Below are 16,123 nucleotides of genomic sequence, written 5' to 3'. Positions count from 1 at the left end.
TCCGTACACCCCCCAAGTCCGGACCGGCGGGCTCTTTCACGTCCTGCGGCCCGGACGTCCGATCCCCGCTGCGGGTACCCCCGCCCGGCGCTGTTCCACGGACCCGGCCGGACAAACCAGCGAAAGAACCGACCCATGACCGCAACCCTCGTTGCCAAGGACATTGCCGGCGGCCACGACCACCGGCAGCTCTTTTCCAGCCTCTCGCTCACAGTCGCCCCGGGCGACGTCGTGGGCGTCGTCGGGGCCAACGGCGCCGGCAAGTCGACGTTGCTGCGGATCCTGGCCGGCGTGGACCAGCCGCAGGGCGGCACCGTGAGCCTGGCGCCCTCGGACGCCTTTGTGGGCTGGCTGCCGCAGGAACACGAACGCACCGCCGGCGAAACCGTGGCCGGCTACATTGCCCGGCGCACCGGCTGCGCGCAGGCCACGCTGGAGATGGAAACCACCGCCGAAGCTTTGGGCAGCGGCGCTCCCGGCGCGGACGATGCGTACTCCCGCGCGTTCGACCGCTGGATGGCGTCCGGCGCCGCCGACCTGGAGGAACGGATCCCCGCCGTCCTGGCGGAACTTGGACTGGACACCGGCGCCGACGCCGAAATGACGGGGCTTTCGGGCGGGCAGGCCGCGCGGGTGGCGCTCGCGGCCCTCCTGCTCAGCCGGTTTGACGTGGTGCTGCTCGACGAGCCCACCAACGACCTTGACCTTGCCGGGCTGGCCAAGCTGGAGGACTTCGTCAAGGGACTCCGCGGTGGCGTGGTGCTGGTCAGCCACGACCGCGAGTTCCTGGCCCGCTGCGTCACCACCGTGGTGGAGCTCGACCTTGCCCAGAACGCCGTGGGAATTTACGACGGCGGCTACGACGCCTTCCTGGAAGAACGCGCCGTGGCGCGCCGGCACGCACGCGAAAAGTATGAGGAGTTCGCGGCCACCAAGGCGGACCTGGTCGCGCGAGCCAGGACACAGCGGGAATGGAGTTCCCAGGGCGTCCGTAACGCCATGAAGAAGAACCCGGACAATGACAAGATCCGCCGGGCCGCCAGCACGGAGTCCTCCGAAAAGCAGGCCCAGAAGGTCCGGCAGATGGAGTCCCGGATCGCCCGGCTGGACGCGGTGGAAGAGCCGCGGAAGGAATGGCAGCTGCAGTTCTCCATTGGCAAGGCGCCCCGGTCCAGCTCGGTCGTGGCAACCCTCCGCGATGCCGTGGTGCGGCAGGGCGGTTTCACGCTGGGCCCGGTCAACCTGCAGCTCAACGCCGGTGAACGGGTCGGCATCACCGGTCCCAACGGGGCCGGCAAGTCCACCCTGCTCCGGCTGCTTCTGGGTTTGACCGCGCCCGATTCCGGCAGCGCAGCAATGGGCGCGTCGGTGGCCGTCGGGGAGATCGACCAGGCGCGCAGCCTGCTGGCCGGAGACGAAAGGCTGGCCGACGCCGTCGGGAATGTCCTGGTGGACCTGGCACCCGCTGAAGTCCGCACGCTGCTGGCCAAATTCGGGCTCAAGGCGGCCCACACGGAACGCCGGGTGGACTCGCTCTCGCCGGGCGAGCGGACCCGGGCGGCACTGGCCCTGCTCCAGGCCCGCGGGGTTAACCTGCTGGTCCTGGACGAACCCACCAACCACCTCGACCTGCCGGCCATTGAACAGCTCGAGGAGGCGCTGGAAAGCTACGACGGTGCGCTCCTGCTGGTGACGCACGACCGGCGCCTGCTGGAGAACGTCCGCCTGGATGTACGTTGGGCAGTGGACAACGGACAAGTAACGGAGCAGCAGCAATGAGCATGGACCGCGTCGCCTGGCACTCCCTGTACAACATCACCCGGGCCAAGAGCGGCTCCCGGCCATTCTCGAAAGAAACCCTCAAGCGAGTCCTCGGCTTCGCCCGGCCGCACCGCGGCAAGCTGACCGCCTTCGTGGTGCTGTCCGTGGTCATGGCGTTTCTGGCCGTGGCCACCCCGGTCCTCGCCGGTCAGGTGGTGGACGCGATCGTGGCCAATGCCCCGGCCGGCGAAGTGGTCCGACTGGCCGTGCTGATCGCCGTCGTGGCTGTTGCCGAGGCGGGGCTGGGCCTGGTGAGCCGCTGGCTGTCCTCCACCATCGGCGAGGGCGTCATCGTGGACCTGCGGACCCGGGTGTTCGACCATGTCCAAAAGATGCCCATCGCGTTCTTCACCCGCACCCGCACCGGGGCGCTGGTGAGTCGCCTGAACAACGACGTCATCGGCGCGCAGTCGGCGTTTGCCGGAACGCTCTCCGGCGTGGTGAGCAACGTGGTGGCGCTGGCCCTGACCCTGGTGGTCATGCTTGGCACGTCCTGGCAGGTGACCGTGCTGGCCATGCTCCTGCTGCCCGTGTTCCTGGTTCCCGCGCGCCGGATGGGAGCACGGCTGGCTGACCTGCGCCGCGAGGCCGCCGAGCACAATGCTGCCATGGGCACCCAGATGACCGAGCGGTTTTCCGCGCCCGGCGCCACCCTGGTCAAGCTGTTTGGCCGGCCCGAGGACGAGTCCCGCGAGTTTGCCGTCCGGGCGGGCCGGGTCCGCGACATCGGCGTCCGCACCGCGATGCTGCAGTTCACGTTCGTCACGGCCCTGACCTTGGTGTCAGCGCTCGCGCTTGCCCTGGTGTACGGGCTGGGCGGCTGGTACGCGCTCACGGGCCAGCTGGCGGCAGGCGACGTGGTGGTCCTCGCCCTGCTGCTGACCCGCCTGTATTCACCGCTCACCGCACTTTCCAATGCCCGGGTGGAGATCATGAGCGCGCTGGTCAGCTTTGAACGCGTCTTCGAAATTTTGGACCTGAAGCCGCTGATCCAGGAGAAGCCGGGCGCCACGGCAGTTCCCGCCGGGCCCGTCTCCGTGGAGTTCGACGACGTCCGCTTCGCGTACCCTTCCGCGGACAAGGTGTCACTGGCCTCCCTCGAAGAGGTGGCCACGCTGGACACCCGAGGCGGCGAGGAAGTGCTGCACGGGATCAGTTTCCGGGTGGAACCGGGCCAGACTGTGGCGCTGGTGGGCTCCTCCGGCGCGGGCAAGTCCACCATCGCGCAGCTGCTCGCCCGCCTCTACGACGTCGATTCGGGGGCGGTGCGCCTGGGCGGATCCGTGTCCGGAACGGGGGTGGACGTCCGCGACGCCACGTTCGAGTCCCTCCGGGACACTCTGGGCATGGTGACCCAGGACGGGCACCTGTTCCACGAGACCATCGCCTCCAACCTGCGGCTGGCCCGACCGGATGCCACGGAGGACGACATGTGGGAAGCCATCCGGCAGGCCCGCCTGGAAGCCATGATCCGGTCCCTGCCGGACGGCCTGGAAACCGTGGTGGGGGAGCGCGGCTACCGGCTCTCCGGTGGGGAACGCCAGCGGCTTACCATCGCCCGGCTGCTGGTCGCCCAGCCCCGGGTGGTCATCCTCGACGAAGCAACCGCAGCGCTGGACTCCACGAACGAGGCCGCGGTACAGGCCGCCCTTGGTGCCGCACTGGAAGGACGGACGGCATTGGTTATTGCCCACCGGCTGTCCACAGTGCGGGCAGCGGACGCCATCCTGGTGGTGGAGGACGGAAGGATCGTGGAACGCGGCACGCACACCGAACTCCTGGCTGCGGACGGACGTTACGCGGAGCTGTACCGGACGCAGTTCGCCGAGGCCACCGCGGTGGCGCAGGAAGCCGTTCCCGAGCTGTAGGCTACGGCCGGCCGGCAACCCGGGGCCGGGAGCGGGTGAGCCCGGGCAGGATGTGGTCCGTGAGCAGCGGTGCGAGATCCGGCGTGGGCGGGTCGGCCGGGTCCAGCCAGCGGATCTCTTCGATCTCGGCGGACGGGAGCGCCGTCCAGGTCCCCGGGGCCAGGAACACCGTGGCCTCAATGTCCGTGGCGGCCTCGTTGGCGGCGTCCGCGATCCACACGCCCATCAGGCACAAGGCTGCGGGTTCCAAAACGATCCCGACCTCCTCGGCCAGCTCGCGCGCCGCGGCCTGGGCTGCCGACTCGCCCGGTTCCGGCTTGCCACCGGGGTGCATGAACATCCGGGTCCCGCGTTTGCGGACTGTCAGCAGGCGGCCGGCATCATCGAAGACGCAAACGGCGGAAACGACGATCCGGTCCTTCACACGTCCTCCAGGCGGGTCAGGCGGGATGCGAGCAGCAGGTCCTTCCGCGGTCCGGTCACGTCCCAGCTGTAAGTGAAGCTTTGGACCCCCTCGAAGGTATACGTCACGCGGTATGTGTCAGGATCACACCAGTGCCGGTCCAGGTTGGCGTCCGGGGAGAAGCTCATCCGGTGGAACGGCCGGCCGTCAGGAAAAAACACGTCCAGCGCGTCGGGACGCCCGGACGGGCGCAGGAGGTACTCGCGGAAAGCGGGCCCGGCGAAAGAAGGCCAGCGCACAGTGCCGTCTTCGCGCAGGGCAAGGCCGCCGTCGGGCGTGGAAACGAAGCGTACGACGCCGGAAAAGGTTCCCCGGGTGCCCTGCGTCCGGTCCAGCAGGTCCCGGTCCACGCTCCAGCTGCCGGGCCCGGGATCGCCGGGGCCCAGGAGGTAGGCGCGGAGGTCGAACTCCGGGGAAGGAAGGTTCAAGTGCCCTCGATTGGAATCGAACCAACGACACCGGCTTTAGGAGAGCCGTGCTCTATCCACTGAGCTACGAGGGCGGGTGTCCGAAGGATCGGCGGGGCCGGTCCGGGCGGACATGGATACAAGCATACAAGGTGCGGGCGCGTACTACGCTCAAGGCATGAGTCCAGCCCGGCAGGCCGCCCCCGCGGCGGTGTTCATTCCCGATACTGCATCGACCCGCCAATACATCGGCGCCTGGGCGGTGCTGAGCGTGCTCCAGTACTTCGCGGCGGAAGCCGCGGCAATCGGCGCCTGGGCCGGGCCGCGGCCTTACGACCTGAGGACGGGCTACATCAGCGACCTGGGCGCGCTGCACTGCGGGGTCTTCGACGGACGCCAGGTCTGCTCGCCGCTCAACTGGCTGATGAATGCCTCATTTGTGGTCCAGGGGCTGGGCATGGTGGTGGGCGCCCTCCTGCTGAGCTCGGCGCTCCTGTGCGTGGCGGCACGGGCTGACCTGCGCATCCGTCCCGGCACCCGGAAGCCCTGGCTTGCGGCGCTTTGGGTCCGCCTGCTCACGGGGGCGGCCGGCACGGGCACGGTGATAGTAGGGCTGGTGCCGGAAGATGCGGGCTCCGGCTGGCACCTGGCAGGCGCAGTCATGTACTTCCTGGCCGGCGCCGCGGCGCTGGTGGTCCTGGGCGCTCTGTGGGTCCGAAAGACACCGATGGCCTGGTTCATCCTGGCCTGCGGCCTTGTGTCCCTGGCGGCGCTGGCCACCGGCGGGATCACCCGCATGGCGGTCCCCGAGCCCGGCACGCTGGAACGGTTGATGGGCTACCCCGTGACGGTGGGGATGGCCACGGCGGGCCTGGTCATCGCCCGCAGGGTGCACCGCCACCGGAAGGAACTCCGCGCGGTTGCCAAAAGGAGCGCGGGGTCACTTCCGGCCCAGTGAACCGCCCCGGAGTGGCCTAATGCGACCCCGCGTTGCAACGGCGGCGGCGCCGGCCACCAGTGCCAGTACGAGCAGCACCCAGCCTGCAACGGTGAGGCCCGAGGCAAGAGCAACCTGGCCGGCGTCCGCGCCGGCTGAGGCCATCATCGCGTCGATGGCGGCGTTGCCCCCGAGACGGACCACCACGAACAGCAGGGGAACGGCCCACAGCGCCCACCGCACCGCCCGGCGGGCAACGCTGGTGCCGATCAGCAGCAGCCAGGTGAAGCCAAAGATCAGCGGAAAAAGCGTGCCTGCGGTTTTGTGGACGTAGTTGAGCTGGCCGCGGGCGTCGCCGTCCATGGCCTCCTGCAGCTGCGCGATGTAGGCCGGGTCAAAGCCGCCCACCAGCGAATCCGGCATGGCCAATCCGCCGGACAGATCCGTGAGCTGGTTCAGCGTCAGGAGGTGCAGGTACCAGAACAGGAACAGGCTGGCCACCACGCCGGCGATCAGGATCAGGTTGCTGTTGTTCTGCGCTTTCTCCGGTGTCCGGGCGGTGGTGGGGTTGATTACCGGCGGCAGATGGTGCTGCGGAACAGCCGCCTTGGAACCGTGCTTCCTGATGCGCTGGGCGGGGGTTTTGGCCATGGCACCATTATCGGGCCCCATAAACTGAAGCCATGACCATTGGCAGGCACAGCGCTGTTCAACTTGACCCTTCCCTGGACGACTACCAACTGGCCGCGGCCCTGGTCCGCGAGGCCGGGCAGCTGGCGCTGCTGATGCGGATGGCCGGACTGCAGTCGAAGCAAAAGAGCTCCGTCTCCGACGTTGTGACCGCCGCGGACCATGCGGCCGAGGCGTACGTGCTGGAGCAGCTGCAGCGGTGCCGCCCCGCTGACGGCATTCTCGGCGAGGAGGGTGCCTCCGTGGCCGGAACCAGCGGCCGCACCTGGGTGATCGATCCGGTGGACGGCACCTACAACTTCCTGCACGGATCCACCTACTGGTGCTCCGCCATCGCCCTCAAGGACAGTTCCGACGTGCTGCTCGGCGCCATTTACCAGCCCGAGGAGGACAAGCTCTGGCTGGGCGGCCAGGACCACGCTTCGTCCCTGAACGGCGAGCCGATCACCGCGTTCCGCGACGAGGAGGGAGAACGCAACGCCGTACCCGTGGCCGCCCTCGGCGCCGCCACCTACATCCATCCCACCTGGCTGATGGACCCGCTGTGCGCCATGCCGTGGCATGCTGCGGCAACGTCCGCGGCGGCGCTCCGGATGCTGGGATCCGGCTCCTGCGACCTTGGCCGCGTTGCGGACGGGCAGCTGGGGTGCTGGTTCCAGCACAGCTGTCCTGAATGGGACTGGTTGCCGGGCAAGGCAATCGTTCGCGCTGCCGGGGGTGCGGTGGACACCGTCACGGTCAACGGCCTGGAGTGGTTCATGGCAGGAGGAACGACGGCGGTCCGCGGCCTGCGTGCCGCGCTGGAGTCCGGTTCGGTGCAGTAATCCACAGGCCGGGACCGGGTGTCGGTCCCACAGCCTAGACTTGTAGGCACCATGGATATGTTGTTTGACCCGTACTCTGACGGACCGTTCACGGCTGCTCCCGCAGTTGCCGCCCGCACTGCAGCAAGCCCTGAAGGGGTGGCCAAGGCGGCGGGCCCGGGCGGAAGCGGACACCATGGATCGCCGCGGCCGGACGCCGCGCAGCTCCTGGAGGGCCTGAACCCGCAGCAGGAGGAAGCGGTCAGGCACGCAGGCTCCGCGCTGCTTATCGTTGCCGGCGCCGGTTCGGGCAAGACCCGCGTCCTGAGCAACCGCATTGCCTACCTGATCGCCACGGGCCGCGCCCACCACGGTGAGATTCTGGCCATCACCTTCACCAACAAGGCGGCCGCGGAAATGCGGGAACGCATCGAGGCGCTGGTGGGCGGCCGCGCCAAGATCATGTGGATCTCAACCTTCCACTCCTCCTGCGTCCGGATCCTGCGGCAGGAAGCCGCGAACGTGGGGCTGAAATCCAACTTCTCCATCTATGATTCCGCGGATTCGCTGCGCCTGGTCACGCAGGTGTCGAAGGCCCTGGACCTGGATCCCAAGAAGTTTGCACCCAAGGCCATCCTGCACAGGATTTCAGCGCTCAAGAACGAGCTCATCGACGCGGATTCCTACGCATCCTCGGCGAACTACAACGATCCTTTCGAGCAGGCTGTGGCCGAGGTCTACAAGGGCTACACGCAGCGGCTGCGCCAGGCCAACGCCATGGATTTCGATGACCTTATCGCCGAAACGGTGTACATGTTCCGGGCGTTCCCTGCGCTCGCCGAGTCCTACCGACGCCGGTTCCGGCACGTCCTGGTGGACGAGTACCAGGACACCAACCACGCCCAGTACGCCTTGGTCCGCGAGATAGTGGGGGAGGGCCCCGGCGCCTCTGAGCTGACGGTGGTGGGCGACTCGGACCAGTCCATCTACGCCTTCCGCGGCGCGGATATCCGCAACATCGTGGAGTTCGAGAAGGACTATCCCGAGGCCCGGACCATCAAGCTGGAGCAGAACTACCGCTCCACGCAGAACATCCTCAGCGCCGCGAACTCGGTCATCTCCCGCAACCCCAACCGGCCCGAAAAGCGGCTCTGGACCGCGGAGGGCGAGGGCCACAAGATCATCGGATATGTGGGCGAGAACGAGCATGATGAAGCCCAGTTCATCGCCAAGGAGATCGACCGGCTCCAGGACGAGGACAACCTGCGGCCCGGCGACGTCGCCATCTTCTACCGCACAAATGCCCAGTCCCGTTCCATCGAGGACGTCCTGGTCCGCGTAGGCCTGCCGTACAAGGTGGTGGGCGGCACGCGCTTCTACGAGCGCAAGGAGATCAAGGACGCACTCGCCTACCTGCGCGTGCTGGTCAACCCGGACGACGACGTCAACCTCCGCCGGGTGCTGAACGAACCAAAGCGCGGAATCGGCGACCGCGCGGAGGGCGCCGTGGCGGCCCTTGCCGAACGGGAACGGTCCTCGTTCATGGCTGCGGCGCGCCGCGCGGAGCAGGCCCCCGGCATGGCCACCCGCTCCGTGAACGCCGTCCTGGGCTTCGTGAAGCTGCTCGATGACCTCAGGGAGGTGGCCGAGGGCTCCGGTGCGGCCGCCGCTCTGGAGGCCGTGCTGGAACAGACCGGTTACCTCGCGGCCTTGCGCTCCAGTACGGATCCACAGGATGAGTCGCGCGTCGAAAACCTCGCGGAACTGGTCGCCGTCGTCCGCGAATATGAACGGGACAACCCGGAAGGGTCCCTTGCAGCGTTCCTGGAGCAGGTGTCCCTCGTTGCGGATGCAGACCAGATCCCCGACGCCCCCGGCGCGGATATCGACGCCGCCGTAGCAGAAGCCAAACGCCTGGGAGTGGTCACGCTGATGACCCTGCACACGGCCAAGGGCCTGGAATTCCCGGTCGTCTTTCTTACCGGCATGGAACACGGGCTGTTCCCGCACCAGCGTTCGGCCACGGACCCCAAGGAGCTCGCCGAGGAACGGCGGCTCGCGTACGTGGGCCTTACCAGGGCGCGGAAGCGGCTGTACGTCACCCGTTCCGAGGTGCGCAGCATGTGGGGGCAAAGCCAGTACAACCCGGCCAGCCAGTTCCTGGAGGAAATCCCGGCCGAACTCCTCGATTGGAAGCGTGAAGGAACCTCGCGCCAGGCGGGGTGGGGAAGCAGTGGCTCCATCGGTTCGGGCCGTTACAGCGGCTCGTTCTGGGGTGCAGGCAGCGCCCGCGGGGCCGCCGCCGATTCATCTGCCGGATTCAACGCCGATGTACCCGCGGTCGTGGCCCGCACCAGGGTGCAGCCGCAGAAGGAAATCGTGGCCGTTAGCGTGGGGGACAAGGTCAACCACAACAGCTTCGGCGACGGAACGGTACTGGCGGTGGAGGGTTCCGGTGACAAGACGGTGGCGAAGGTCAAGTTCAGCGTGGGCGAGAAGCGGCTGCTGTTGCGTTACGCCCCCCTGACCAAGCTCGACGCCTGAGAAGCGGCCAAAAACCCCGGAAATCCGCGGTTTTTTCTACGCTTCATAGAATAGTGTCCTTACTCACATAAGCGGTAGTCTGGGACGGGCCGGTCCCCATAAAGGACTAGAGTTCCCAGAGGAGCATTGCGCCGCGTGGCTCGTTTCCAGACAGGCCGCCGGTGCGTGCAATCCGCAGCCCGGTCATCGTCTATCGATGGTGTCCGACTGTATAGAAACTACTTCGACGTAGAAGGACACTAAACCGTGGACCTGTTTGAATACCAGGCGCGCGATATGTTCGAGGCGCACGGTGTACCCGTGCTGGCCGGCATCGTGGCGTACACCCCAGAAGAAGCAAAGGCAGCTGCCGAAAAGATTGGCGGCGTCACCGTCGTCAAGGCACAGGTCAAGATCGGCGGCCGCGGCAAGGCCGGCGGCGTGAAGGTCGCAAAGTCCGCTGACGAGGCACTTGAGCACGCCACCAACATCCTGGGCATGGACATCAAGGGCCACACCGTCAAAAAGGTGATGATTGCCCAGGGTGCGGACATCGCCGAAGAGTTCTACTTCTCCGTCCTGCTGGACCGGGCCAACCGCAACTACCTGGCCATGTGCTCGGTTGAAGGCGGCATGGAAATCGAGCAGCTCGCCGTCGAACGCCCGGAGGCGCTGGCCAAGGTAGCCATCGACCCCGCCGTCGGCATCGACCAGGCCAAGGCGGACGAAATCGTCGCCACGGCAGGCTTCGCTGAGGAACTGCGCGGCAAGGTGGCCGACGTCATCCTCAAGCTCTGGGACGTCTTCAAGAAGGAAGACGCAACCCTGGTGGAGGTCAACCCGCTCGTCCGCACCGGCGCCGGCGAGATCATCGCCCTTGACGGCAAGGTCTCCCTCGACGAGAACGCAGAGTTCCGCCACGCCAAGCACGCGCTGCTTGAGGACAAGGACGCTGCCGATCCCCTTGAGGCCAAGGCAAAGGCGCAGGACCTCAACTACGTCAAGCTCGACGGCGAAGTCGGCATCATCGGCAACGGCGCCGGCCTCGTGATGTCCACCCTCGACGTTGTTGCCTACGCCGGTGAAAACCACGGCAACGTCAAGCCCGCCAACTTCCTTGACATCGGCGGCGGAGCCTCCGCCGAGGTCATGGCTGCCGGCCTGGACGTCATCCTCGGCGACGAGCAGGTCAAGTCCGTGTTCGTCAACGTCTTCGGCGGAATCACCGCCTGCGACGCCGTCGCCAAGGGCATCGTCGGTGCACTGGCCGAGCTCGGCCACACCGCGAACAAGCCGCTGGTAGTCCGCCTTGACGGCAACAACGTCGAGGAAGGCCGCCGCATCCTGAACGAGGCCAACCACCCGCTGGTTACCCTGGCCGCCACCATGGACGAGGGCGCCGACAAGGCCGCCGAGCTCGCCAACGCAGCTAAGTAAAGGGACGCACCATGTCTATCTATCTGAACAAGGACTCCAAGGTCATCGTCCAGGGCATCACCGGCGGCGAAGGCACCAAGCACACCGCCCTGATGCTGAAGGCCGGAACCAACATTGTTGGCGGCGTCAACGCCCGCAAGGCCGGCACCACGGTCCTGCACGGCGACCAGGAAATCAACGTCTACGGCACCGTCAAGGAAGCCATGGCGGAAACCGGCGCCGACGTCTCCATCGTCTTCGTTCCGCCGGCATTCACCAAGAACGCCGTTGTTGAAGCCATCGAAGCAGGCATCGGCCTGGTAGTCGTCATCACCGAAGGCGTGCCGGTCCAGGACTCCGCTGAATTCTGGGCCCTGGCCCAGTCCAAGGTGGACGCCGACGGCAACCAGGTCACCCGCATCATCGGACCGAACTGCCCCGGCATCATCACCCCGGGCGAGGCGCTGGTGGGCATCACCCCCGCCAACATCACGGGCAAGGGCCCCATCGGACTGGTTTCCAAGTCCGGCACCCTGACCTACCAGATGATGTACGAACTGCGCGACCTTGGCTTCTCCACCGCCATCGGCATCGGCGGCGACCCCATCATCGGCACCACGCACATCGATGCGCTGGCCGCATTCGAGGCTGACCCCGAGACCAAGGCAATCGTCATGATCGGCGAGATCGGTGGCGACGCCGAAGAGCGTGCCGCCGACTTCATCAAGGCCAACGTCACCAAGCCGGTTGTCGGCTACGTGGCAGGCTTCACGGCTCCGGAAGGCAAGACCATGGGCCACGCCGGTGCCATCGTCTCCGGTTCCGCCGGAACCGCCCAGGCCAAGAAGGAAGCCCTGGAGGCTGCAGGCGTCAAGGTCGGCAAGACGCCGTCCGAGACCGCCAAGCTGCTGCGCGAGGTCTACGCAGCGCTCTAGTAGTTCCTACCCGCTACGCGGGGTCACCTCAGGCCAGACAATCCCTCGGGATTGGGCCGGTGTGACCCCGCGTTGCTGTTTAAGCTGAGAGTAGCTCGTCCAGGCGCTCATAGCCTTCGGTCATGCCGCCTTCCATTCCGGACTCTGCCATGCCGTTCCGGGCTTCCAGGCTCGGGTAGACGGCATGGCCGCGGATACGGCATCTGCCGCCGCCCAGGTCCTCGAATGTCATGGATTCGAGGCTGACCACGTCCGGGTAGCCGCCGAATTCGAACGTCTGCAGGGCGAATTCGTTCTCGCGGACAGTGTGGAAGACTCCGCGGAACTCGTAGGGCACTCCTTCGGGACCGGTGTGGGTATATCGATACGACCCGCCTGTCCGGAACTCGTAGTGGTCCACGTCCATCTTCATCCGGCGCGGGCCGAGCCACTGGGCAATGAGCCCCGGATCCTTGTGGGCGCGGAACACGTCCGCGACCGGAAAATCGAATTCGCGCTCGAAATCTATGAAGGGCAGGCCCTCGGGGACGGAGAGCTTCAGGGGATTGGTCATGGCGTTTCCTTTGCCTTGGCGCCGTGGTGCCCGGCGCTGGATTGAAGCACGGCATCGAGGCTGCGGAACTGCTCTTCGCGGACCAGCCTGTACTGGTCGATCCAGGCGGTGAGTGCCTCCAGCCGTGCGGGGTTCAGGTGGACGGGCCTGCGCTGGGCCTCCCGGCTGCGGGTGACCAGCTGCGCCTGCTCGAGGACCTGGATGTGCTTCGAAACCGCCTGCTTGGAAATTTCGAAAGGTTCCGCCAGCTCATTTACGGTGGCCGCTCCCCGGCTCAGCCGGGCGATGATGCTCCGCCTCACGGGGTCCGCAAGGGCCATGAAAGCACCATTGAGACCGGTCTGGTCGGGGTTCATGCAGGCCACCTAATCAACTAAATTGTTTATCAACCAAACGGTTGTTTAACTTTATACCCGTGGATGCCGGGAAGGAAGGGCGCGGGGGAACAGTTGGTGAACGCCCAGAGAACAGCGGTCGAAATTGGCGGTTCATGCCCCTGGCCGTCCGGATACTGGATTGATGAACAACTTTACTCGTCGTCAAGTTCTGCGCTCCGCGGGTGCCGTTGCTGTAGCCGGTGCGGCTGGCGCCGCTACCGCCAACGCTCCTGCCTGGGCCTTGGATGCTGCTGACCGCACCGTCTTTGCCCACGGCCTCGCCTCAGGGGACCCGATGCCCTCGAGCGTACTGTTGTGGACCCGCGTCACGCCAGTGGCGGAAGCCCTTCCGGGCAGCGGCAGGGGGCCCGACGTGACGGTGACTTGGGAGGTGGCACCGGACAGCGGGTTCCGAAAGATCGTTGCCCGGGGCTCCGCGCCCACCGGCCCTGGACGCGACCACACGGTCAAGGTCCTCGCCGACGGGCTAGCACCGGGGACCACCTACTGGTACCGCTTCAAGTTTGGTAAGGCCTTATCGGCTGTGGGCAGGACGCGTACAGCCCCCGCGGCAGGCGCGTCGGTCGACCGGCTGAAGTTCGGGGTGGTGTCCTGTGCCAACTGGCAGGCGGGTTATTTCTCGTCCTACCGCCACCTCGCCGCCCGGGGTGACCTTGACGCCGTCCTGCACCTGGGTGACTACCTCTACGAGTATGCGCCCGGTGAGTACCAGGCGCGCGATGTCGTGGTCCGGCCCCACGAGCCGGCCCGGGAAATGACCGTGCTGCAGGACTACCGCCGCCGGCACGCCCAGTACAAGACCGATCCAGACCTCCAGTCACTGCACGCAGCGGCACCGTTCATCGTCACGTGGGATGACCATGAGTCCGCTAACGATGCGTGGAAGGACGGCGCGGAAAACCATACGGAGGGTGCCGAAGGGGCCTGGCGCGACCGGTCGGCCGCAGCGCGGCAGGCCTACGCCGAGTGGATGCCGGTGCGCTACGAACCGGGCGGCCAACTGTACCGCCGCCTGGACTTTGGCTCGCTGGCCAGCCTCTCGATGCTGGACCTTCGCTCCTACAGGGACCTGCAGGCCTCCAGCGGTGCAGACCCTGCAGTGGACAGCACCGCCCGGACCATTACAGGTACGGCGCAGATGGACTGGCTGCTGAACAACCTCAACTCCTCCGGCCCGCAGTGGAAGCTGGTGGGCAACCCTGTCATGATTACGCCCGTTAAGGTCCCGTCGACGCTCAGTGCCGGCGAGCTGGCCGGTGTCCAGGAGCTTATGGGCGGGACCACCATCGACGGCGTCCCCTACAACGTGGACCAGTGGGACGGATATGAAGCGGACCGCAGCAGGGTAGTGCGGCACCTGCGGGACAACGCAGTGAAGGACACCGTGTTCCTCACCGGGGACATCCATTCGGGCTGGGCATGTGACATTCCCGCCGACCCGGCAACCTATCCGGCCACGGGTGACTCCGTGGCTGCCGAACTTGTCTGCACTTCAGTGACGAGCGACAACCTGGACGACATACTGAACGTTCCGCCACGCACGGGATCCCTTTCCGTGGAAGCGGCCATCAGGGCGGCAAACCCGCACGTCAAGCACCTCGACTTCGATTCCCACGGCTATTCGGTCCTGGACGTCACCCCCGCAGGCGTTCGCATGGACTGGTACGTCCTCGCTGACAGGACTTCGGCAGGGTCCCCGGCAACACTGTCCACGTCCTTCAGTGTGGGCGCCGGGACCGGCAAGGCCGTTCCCGCGGCGGGAGGTGCGCTGTGAAAGGCGGGCAGGCGACGCATGCCCTCCCGACGCCGGGCCGCCGGCAATTCCTGAAGGTAGCCGCGGCAGGAGGCGCCGCCGTCGTGCTTTCCTCGGCGCAAGGGGAAGCCTGGGCTGCTCCGGCAACCGGGAAAGAGCCTCCGCGCGTCCGGAGTTACATCCTGGTGGTGGACGGCTGCCGGCCGGACGAGATCACGCCTGCTCTGACGCCAAATCTTGCGGCGCTCAGGGGTGCCGGGACGAATTTTCCGGCCGCGCGGTCACTGCCGGTGATGGAAACCATTCCGAACCACGTAATGATGATGACCGGAGTGCGGCCGGACCGGTCGGGCGTTCCCGCGAATTCCGTCTTCGACCGCGCCGAAGGTGTGGTCCGCGACCTGGACCGGCCGGCGGACCTTCGTTTTCCCACGTTGCTCGAGCGGCTGCGGGAACGCGGGCTGACCACGGGGTCGGTGCTGAGCAAGAGGTACCTGTTCGGGATTTTCGGGGAGCGCGCCACCTACCGCTGGGAACCGCAGCCGCTGCTGCCGGTGACCGGACATGCGCCGGACGTGGCCACGATGGACGCCCTGCTGGCGATGGTAGGCGGCCCGGACCCGGACGTGGTGTTCACCAATCTGGGTGACATTGACCGGGTGGGGCATTCCGACCTGTCCGGAACCACCCTGCGTGCCGCCCGCGAGGCGGCCCTTGCTGAGACCGACCTGCAGGTGGGCCGGTTCGTGGAACATCTCAAGGGTGCAGGTAAGTGGGAGTCCAGCGTTCTGACGGTGCTGGCCGACCATTCCATGGACTGGTCCATCCCCACGAATGTGGTGTCGATCAATCTGATCCTGCAGTCCCGCCCGGAACTGCAGGCCAACGTCAAGATTGCGCAGAACGGCGGCGCGGATCTGCTGTACTGGACGGGCGCCGATGATGAACGCGCCGCCGGCATGGCTGCCGTGGCGGAACTGGTGGCGGCCCACCCCGGGGTTCTGTCCGTGAGTGCACCGGCAAACCTGCGGCTGGGGCCCGAGGCGGGGGACCTGGTGGCCTATTGCCGGGCCGGCTGGCGCTTCGCGGACCCGTATGTGGCGTCCAACCCGATCCCGGGCAACCACGGACATCCGGCCACGGAACCTATTCCCTTCTTCATCTCAGGCGGCAGTCCGCTGGTGGTGGGCGGAGCCACGTCCTCAGAGCCCGCCCGGACCGTGGATGTGGCGCCTACTGTGGGCAGCATCTACGGGCTCAGGCCGCCCGCGGGCGGGTATGACGGCGTGGCACGGACTTCCGCGCTGAACATGTAGCCTCACTTCCCGCCGCCCCCTAAAGCAACGCGGGGTCACCTTCGGCCCAATAATCCCCCGGGATTGGGCCTAGGGTGACCCCGCGCTGCCATTTAAGGTGGCGAGGGCGGCCGGGCGTAGCCTGTTGTAAGTATGTCAGTACAAACCTTTGACAGGACATCCGATCTAGGGCAAAGTAGTGCGTGTGGCCCACGCCACCGCAGACAGAGCCGGATTCCTGTCCAAAAGGTCCAGGGTTTC

Annotated in this window: 14 protein-coding genes and 1 tRNA gene; 9 read left to right on the top strand and 6 right to left on the bottom strand. The window is 66.8% G+C overall.

Features of this window, described 5'->3' with window-relative positions:
- The first annotated feature begins 135 nt into the window (after positions 1-135).
- Together ACIQCN_RS10970 and ACIQCN_RS10965 are read left to right on the top strand one after the other, a co-directional pair.
- Positions 136-1,779, top strand: a complete 1,644-nt coding sequence (locus tag ACIQCN_RS10970; protein ID WP_400610906.1) for an ABC-F family ATP-binding cassette domain-containing protein — start codon at positions 136-138, stop codon at positions 1,777-1,779.
- Positions 1,776-3,689, top strand: a complete 1,914-nt coding sequence (locus ACIQCN_RS10965; protein WP_400610904.1) for an ABC transporter ATP-binding protein — start codon at positions 1,776-1,778, stop codon at positions 3,687-3,689. Before ACIQCN_RS10970 ends, ACIQCN_RS10965 begins: the two co-directional genes overlap by 4 nt.
- 1 nt (position 3,690) lies before the next feature.
- On the opposite strand, the gene ACIQCN_RS10960 is transcribed toward ACIQCN_RS10965, so the two are convergent.
- From ACIQCN_RS10960 to ACIQCN_RS10950, 3 genes are all read right to left on the bottom strand, one after another.
- Entirely contained in the window at positions 3,691-4,113 is a 423-nt protein-coding gene (locus tag ACIQCN_RS10960) for an NUDIX domain-containing protein (RefSeq protein WP_400610902.1), read from the bottom strand.
- Complete coding sequence (locus ACIQCN_RS10955) at positions 4,110-4,580, bottom strand: DUF6314 family protein (protein WP_400610900.1); 471 nt, start codon at positions 4,578-4,580, stop codon at positions 4,110-4,112. The genes ACIQCN_RS10960 and ACIQCN_RS10955 overlap by 4 nt, the downstream gene beginning before the upstream one ends.
- Position 4,581: 1 nt before the next feature.
- A tRNA-Arg gene (locus tag ACIQCN_RS10950) sits at positions 4,582-4,654 on the bottom strand.
- A gap of 83 nt (positions 4,655-4,737) precedes the next feature.
- On the opposite strand from ACIQCN_RS10950, the gene ACIQCN_RS10945 reads away from it, so the two are divergent.
- Positions 4,738-5,517, top strand: a complete 780-nt coding sequence (locus ACIQCN_RS10945; protein WP_400610898.1) for a DUF998 domain-containing protein — start codon at positions 4,738-4,740, stop codon at positions 5,515-5,517.
- On the opposite strand, the gene ACIQCN_RS10940 is transcribed toward ACIQCN_RS10945, so the two are convergent.
- The gene (locus tag ACIQCN_RS10940) at positions 5,500-6,147 is read right to left on the bottom strand and encodes a hypothetical protein (RefSeq protein ID WP_400610896.1); all 648 of its coding nucleotides are present in this window, start codon (positions 6,145-6,147) and stop codon (positions 5,500-5,502) included. The genes ACIQCN_RS10945 and ACIQCN_RS10940 overlap by 18 nt on opposite strands.
- A gap of 32 nt (positions 6,148-6,179) precedes the next feature.
- On the opposite strand from ACIQCN_RS10940, the gene ACIQCN_RS10935 reads away from it, so the two are divergent.
- From ACIQCN_RS10935 to sucD, 4 genes are all read left to right on the top strand, one after another.
- Positions 6,180-7,010, top strand: a complete 831-nt coding sequence (locus ACIQCN_RS10935) for an inositol monophosphatase family protein (protein ID WP_400608165.1) — start codon at positions 6,180-6,182, stop codon at positions 7,008-7,010.
- Between the two features lie 57 nt (positions 7,011-7,067).
- Positions 7,068-9,533 (top strand): DNA helicase PcrA, encoded by a 2,466-nt coding sequence (pcrA, locus tag ACIQCN_RS10930; RefSeq protein WP_400610972.1) that lies wholly within the window; start codon positions 7,068-7,070, stop codon positions 9,531-9,533.
- Positions 9,534-9,779: 246 nt separating this feature from the next.
- Complete coding sequence (gene sucC / locus ACIQCN_RS10925) at positions 9,780-10,949, top strand: ADP-forming succinate--CoA ligase subunit beta (RefSeq protein WP_009358168.1); 1,170 nt, start codon at positions 9,780-9,782, stop codon at positions 10,947-10,949.
- Between the two features lie 11 nt (positions 10,950-10,960).
- Positions 10,961-11,863 (top strand): succinate--CoA ligase subunit alpha, encoded by a 903-nt coding sequence (sucD, locus tag ACIQCN_RS10920; protein WP_133352068.1) that lies wholly within the window; start codon positions 10,961-10,963, stop codon positions 11,861-11,863.
- 79 nt (positions 11,864-11,942) lie between these two features.
- Here the strand turns inward: sucD and ACIQCN_RS10915 are convergent, their stop codons facing one another.
- Positions 11,943-12,416, bottom strand: a complete 474-nt coding sequence (locus tag ACIQCN_RS10915) for an SRPBCC family protein (RefSeq protein ID WP_400608162.1) — start codon at positions 12,414-12,416, stop codon at positions 11,943-11,945.
- Positions 12,413-12,772 (bottom strand): ArsR/SmtB family transcription factor, encoded by a 360-nt coding sequence (locus tag ACIQCN_RS10910; protein ID WP_400610895.1) that lies wholly within the window; start codon positions 12,770-12,772, stop codon positions 12,413-12,415. Before ACIQCN_RS10910 ends, ACIQCN_RS10915 begins: the two co-directional genes overlap by 4 nt.
- A 163-nt stretch (positions 12,773-12,935) precedes the next feature.
- Here ACIQCN_RS10910 and ACIQCN_RS10905 point away from each other — a divergent pair, with 163 nt between their 5' ends.
- A complete protein-coding gene (locus tag ACIQCN_RS10905) occupies positions 12,936-14,588 on the top strand; it encodes an alkaline phosphatase D family protein (RefSeq protein WP_400610893.1) in 1,653 nt (550 codons plus the stop codon).
- On the top strand, positions 14,585-15,883 hold the full coding sequence (locus ACIQCN_RS10900) for an alkaline phosphatase family protein (protein WP_400610891.1): 1,299 nt from the start codon (positions 14,585-14,587) through the stop codon (positions 15,881-15,883). Before ACIQCN_RS10905 ends, ACIQCN_RS10900 begins: the two co-directional genes overlap by 4 nt.
- The last annotated feature ends 240 nt before the right edge of the window (positions 15,884-16,123 follow it).

This window comes from Pseudarthrobacter sp. NPDC092424 (genome assembly GCF_044754925.1).
GTDB lineage: Bacteria > Actinomycetota > Actinomycetes > Actinomycetales > Micrococcaceae > Arthrobacter.
This window is presented reverse-complemented; position numbering and strand designations above follow the sequence as displayed.

Coding starts and splice junctions, on each gene's coding strand:
- ACIQCN_RS10970 (WP_400610906.1), top strand. CDS start 136: ATGACCGCAACCCTCGTTGCCAAGGACATTGCCGGCGGCCACGACCAC.
- ACIQCN_RS10965 (WP_400610904.1), top strand. CDS start 1,776: ATGAGCATGGACCGCGTCGCCTGGCACTCCCTGTACAACATCACCCGG.
- ACIQCN_RS10945 (WP_400610898.1), top strand. CDS start 4,738: ATGAGTCCAGCCCGGCAGGCCGCCCCCGCGGCGGTGTTCATTCCCGAT.
- ACIQCN_RS10940 (WP_400610896.1), bottom strand. CDS start 6,147: ATGGCCAAAACCCCCGCCCAGCGCATCAGGAAGCACGGTTCCAAGGCG.
- ACIQCN_RS10935 (WP_400608165.1), top strand. CDS start 6,180: ATGACCATTGGCAGGCACAGCGCTGTTCAACTTGACCCTTCCCTGGAC.
- pcrA (WP_400610972.1), top strand. CDS start 7,068: ATGTTGTTTGACCCGTACTCTGACGGACCGTTCACGGCTGCTCCCGCA.
- sucD (WP_133352068.1), top strand. CDS start 10,961: ATGTCTATCTATCTGAACAAGGACTCCAAGGTCATCGTCCAGGGCATC.
- ACIQCN_RS10915 (WP_400608162.1), bottom strand. CDS start 12,416: ATGACCAATCCCCTGAAGCTCTCCGTCCCCGAGGGCCTGCCCTTCATA.
- ACIQCN_RS10910 (WP_400610895.1), bottom strand. CDS start 12,772: ATGAACCCCGACCAGACCGGTCTCAATGGTGCTTTCATGGCCCTTGCG.
- ACIQCN_RS10905 (WP_400610893.1), top strand. CDS start 12,936: ATGAACAACTTTACTCGTCGTCAAGTTCTGCGCTCCGCGGGTGCCGTT.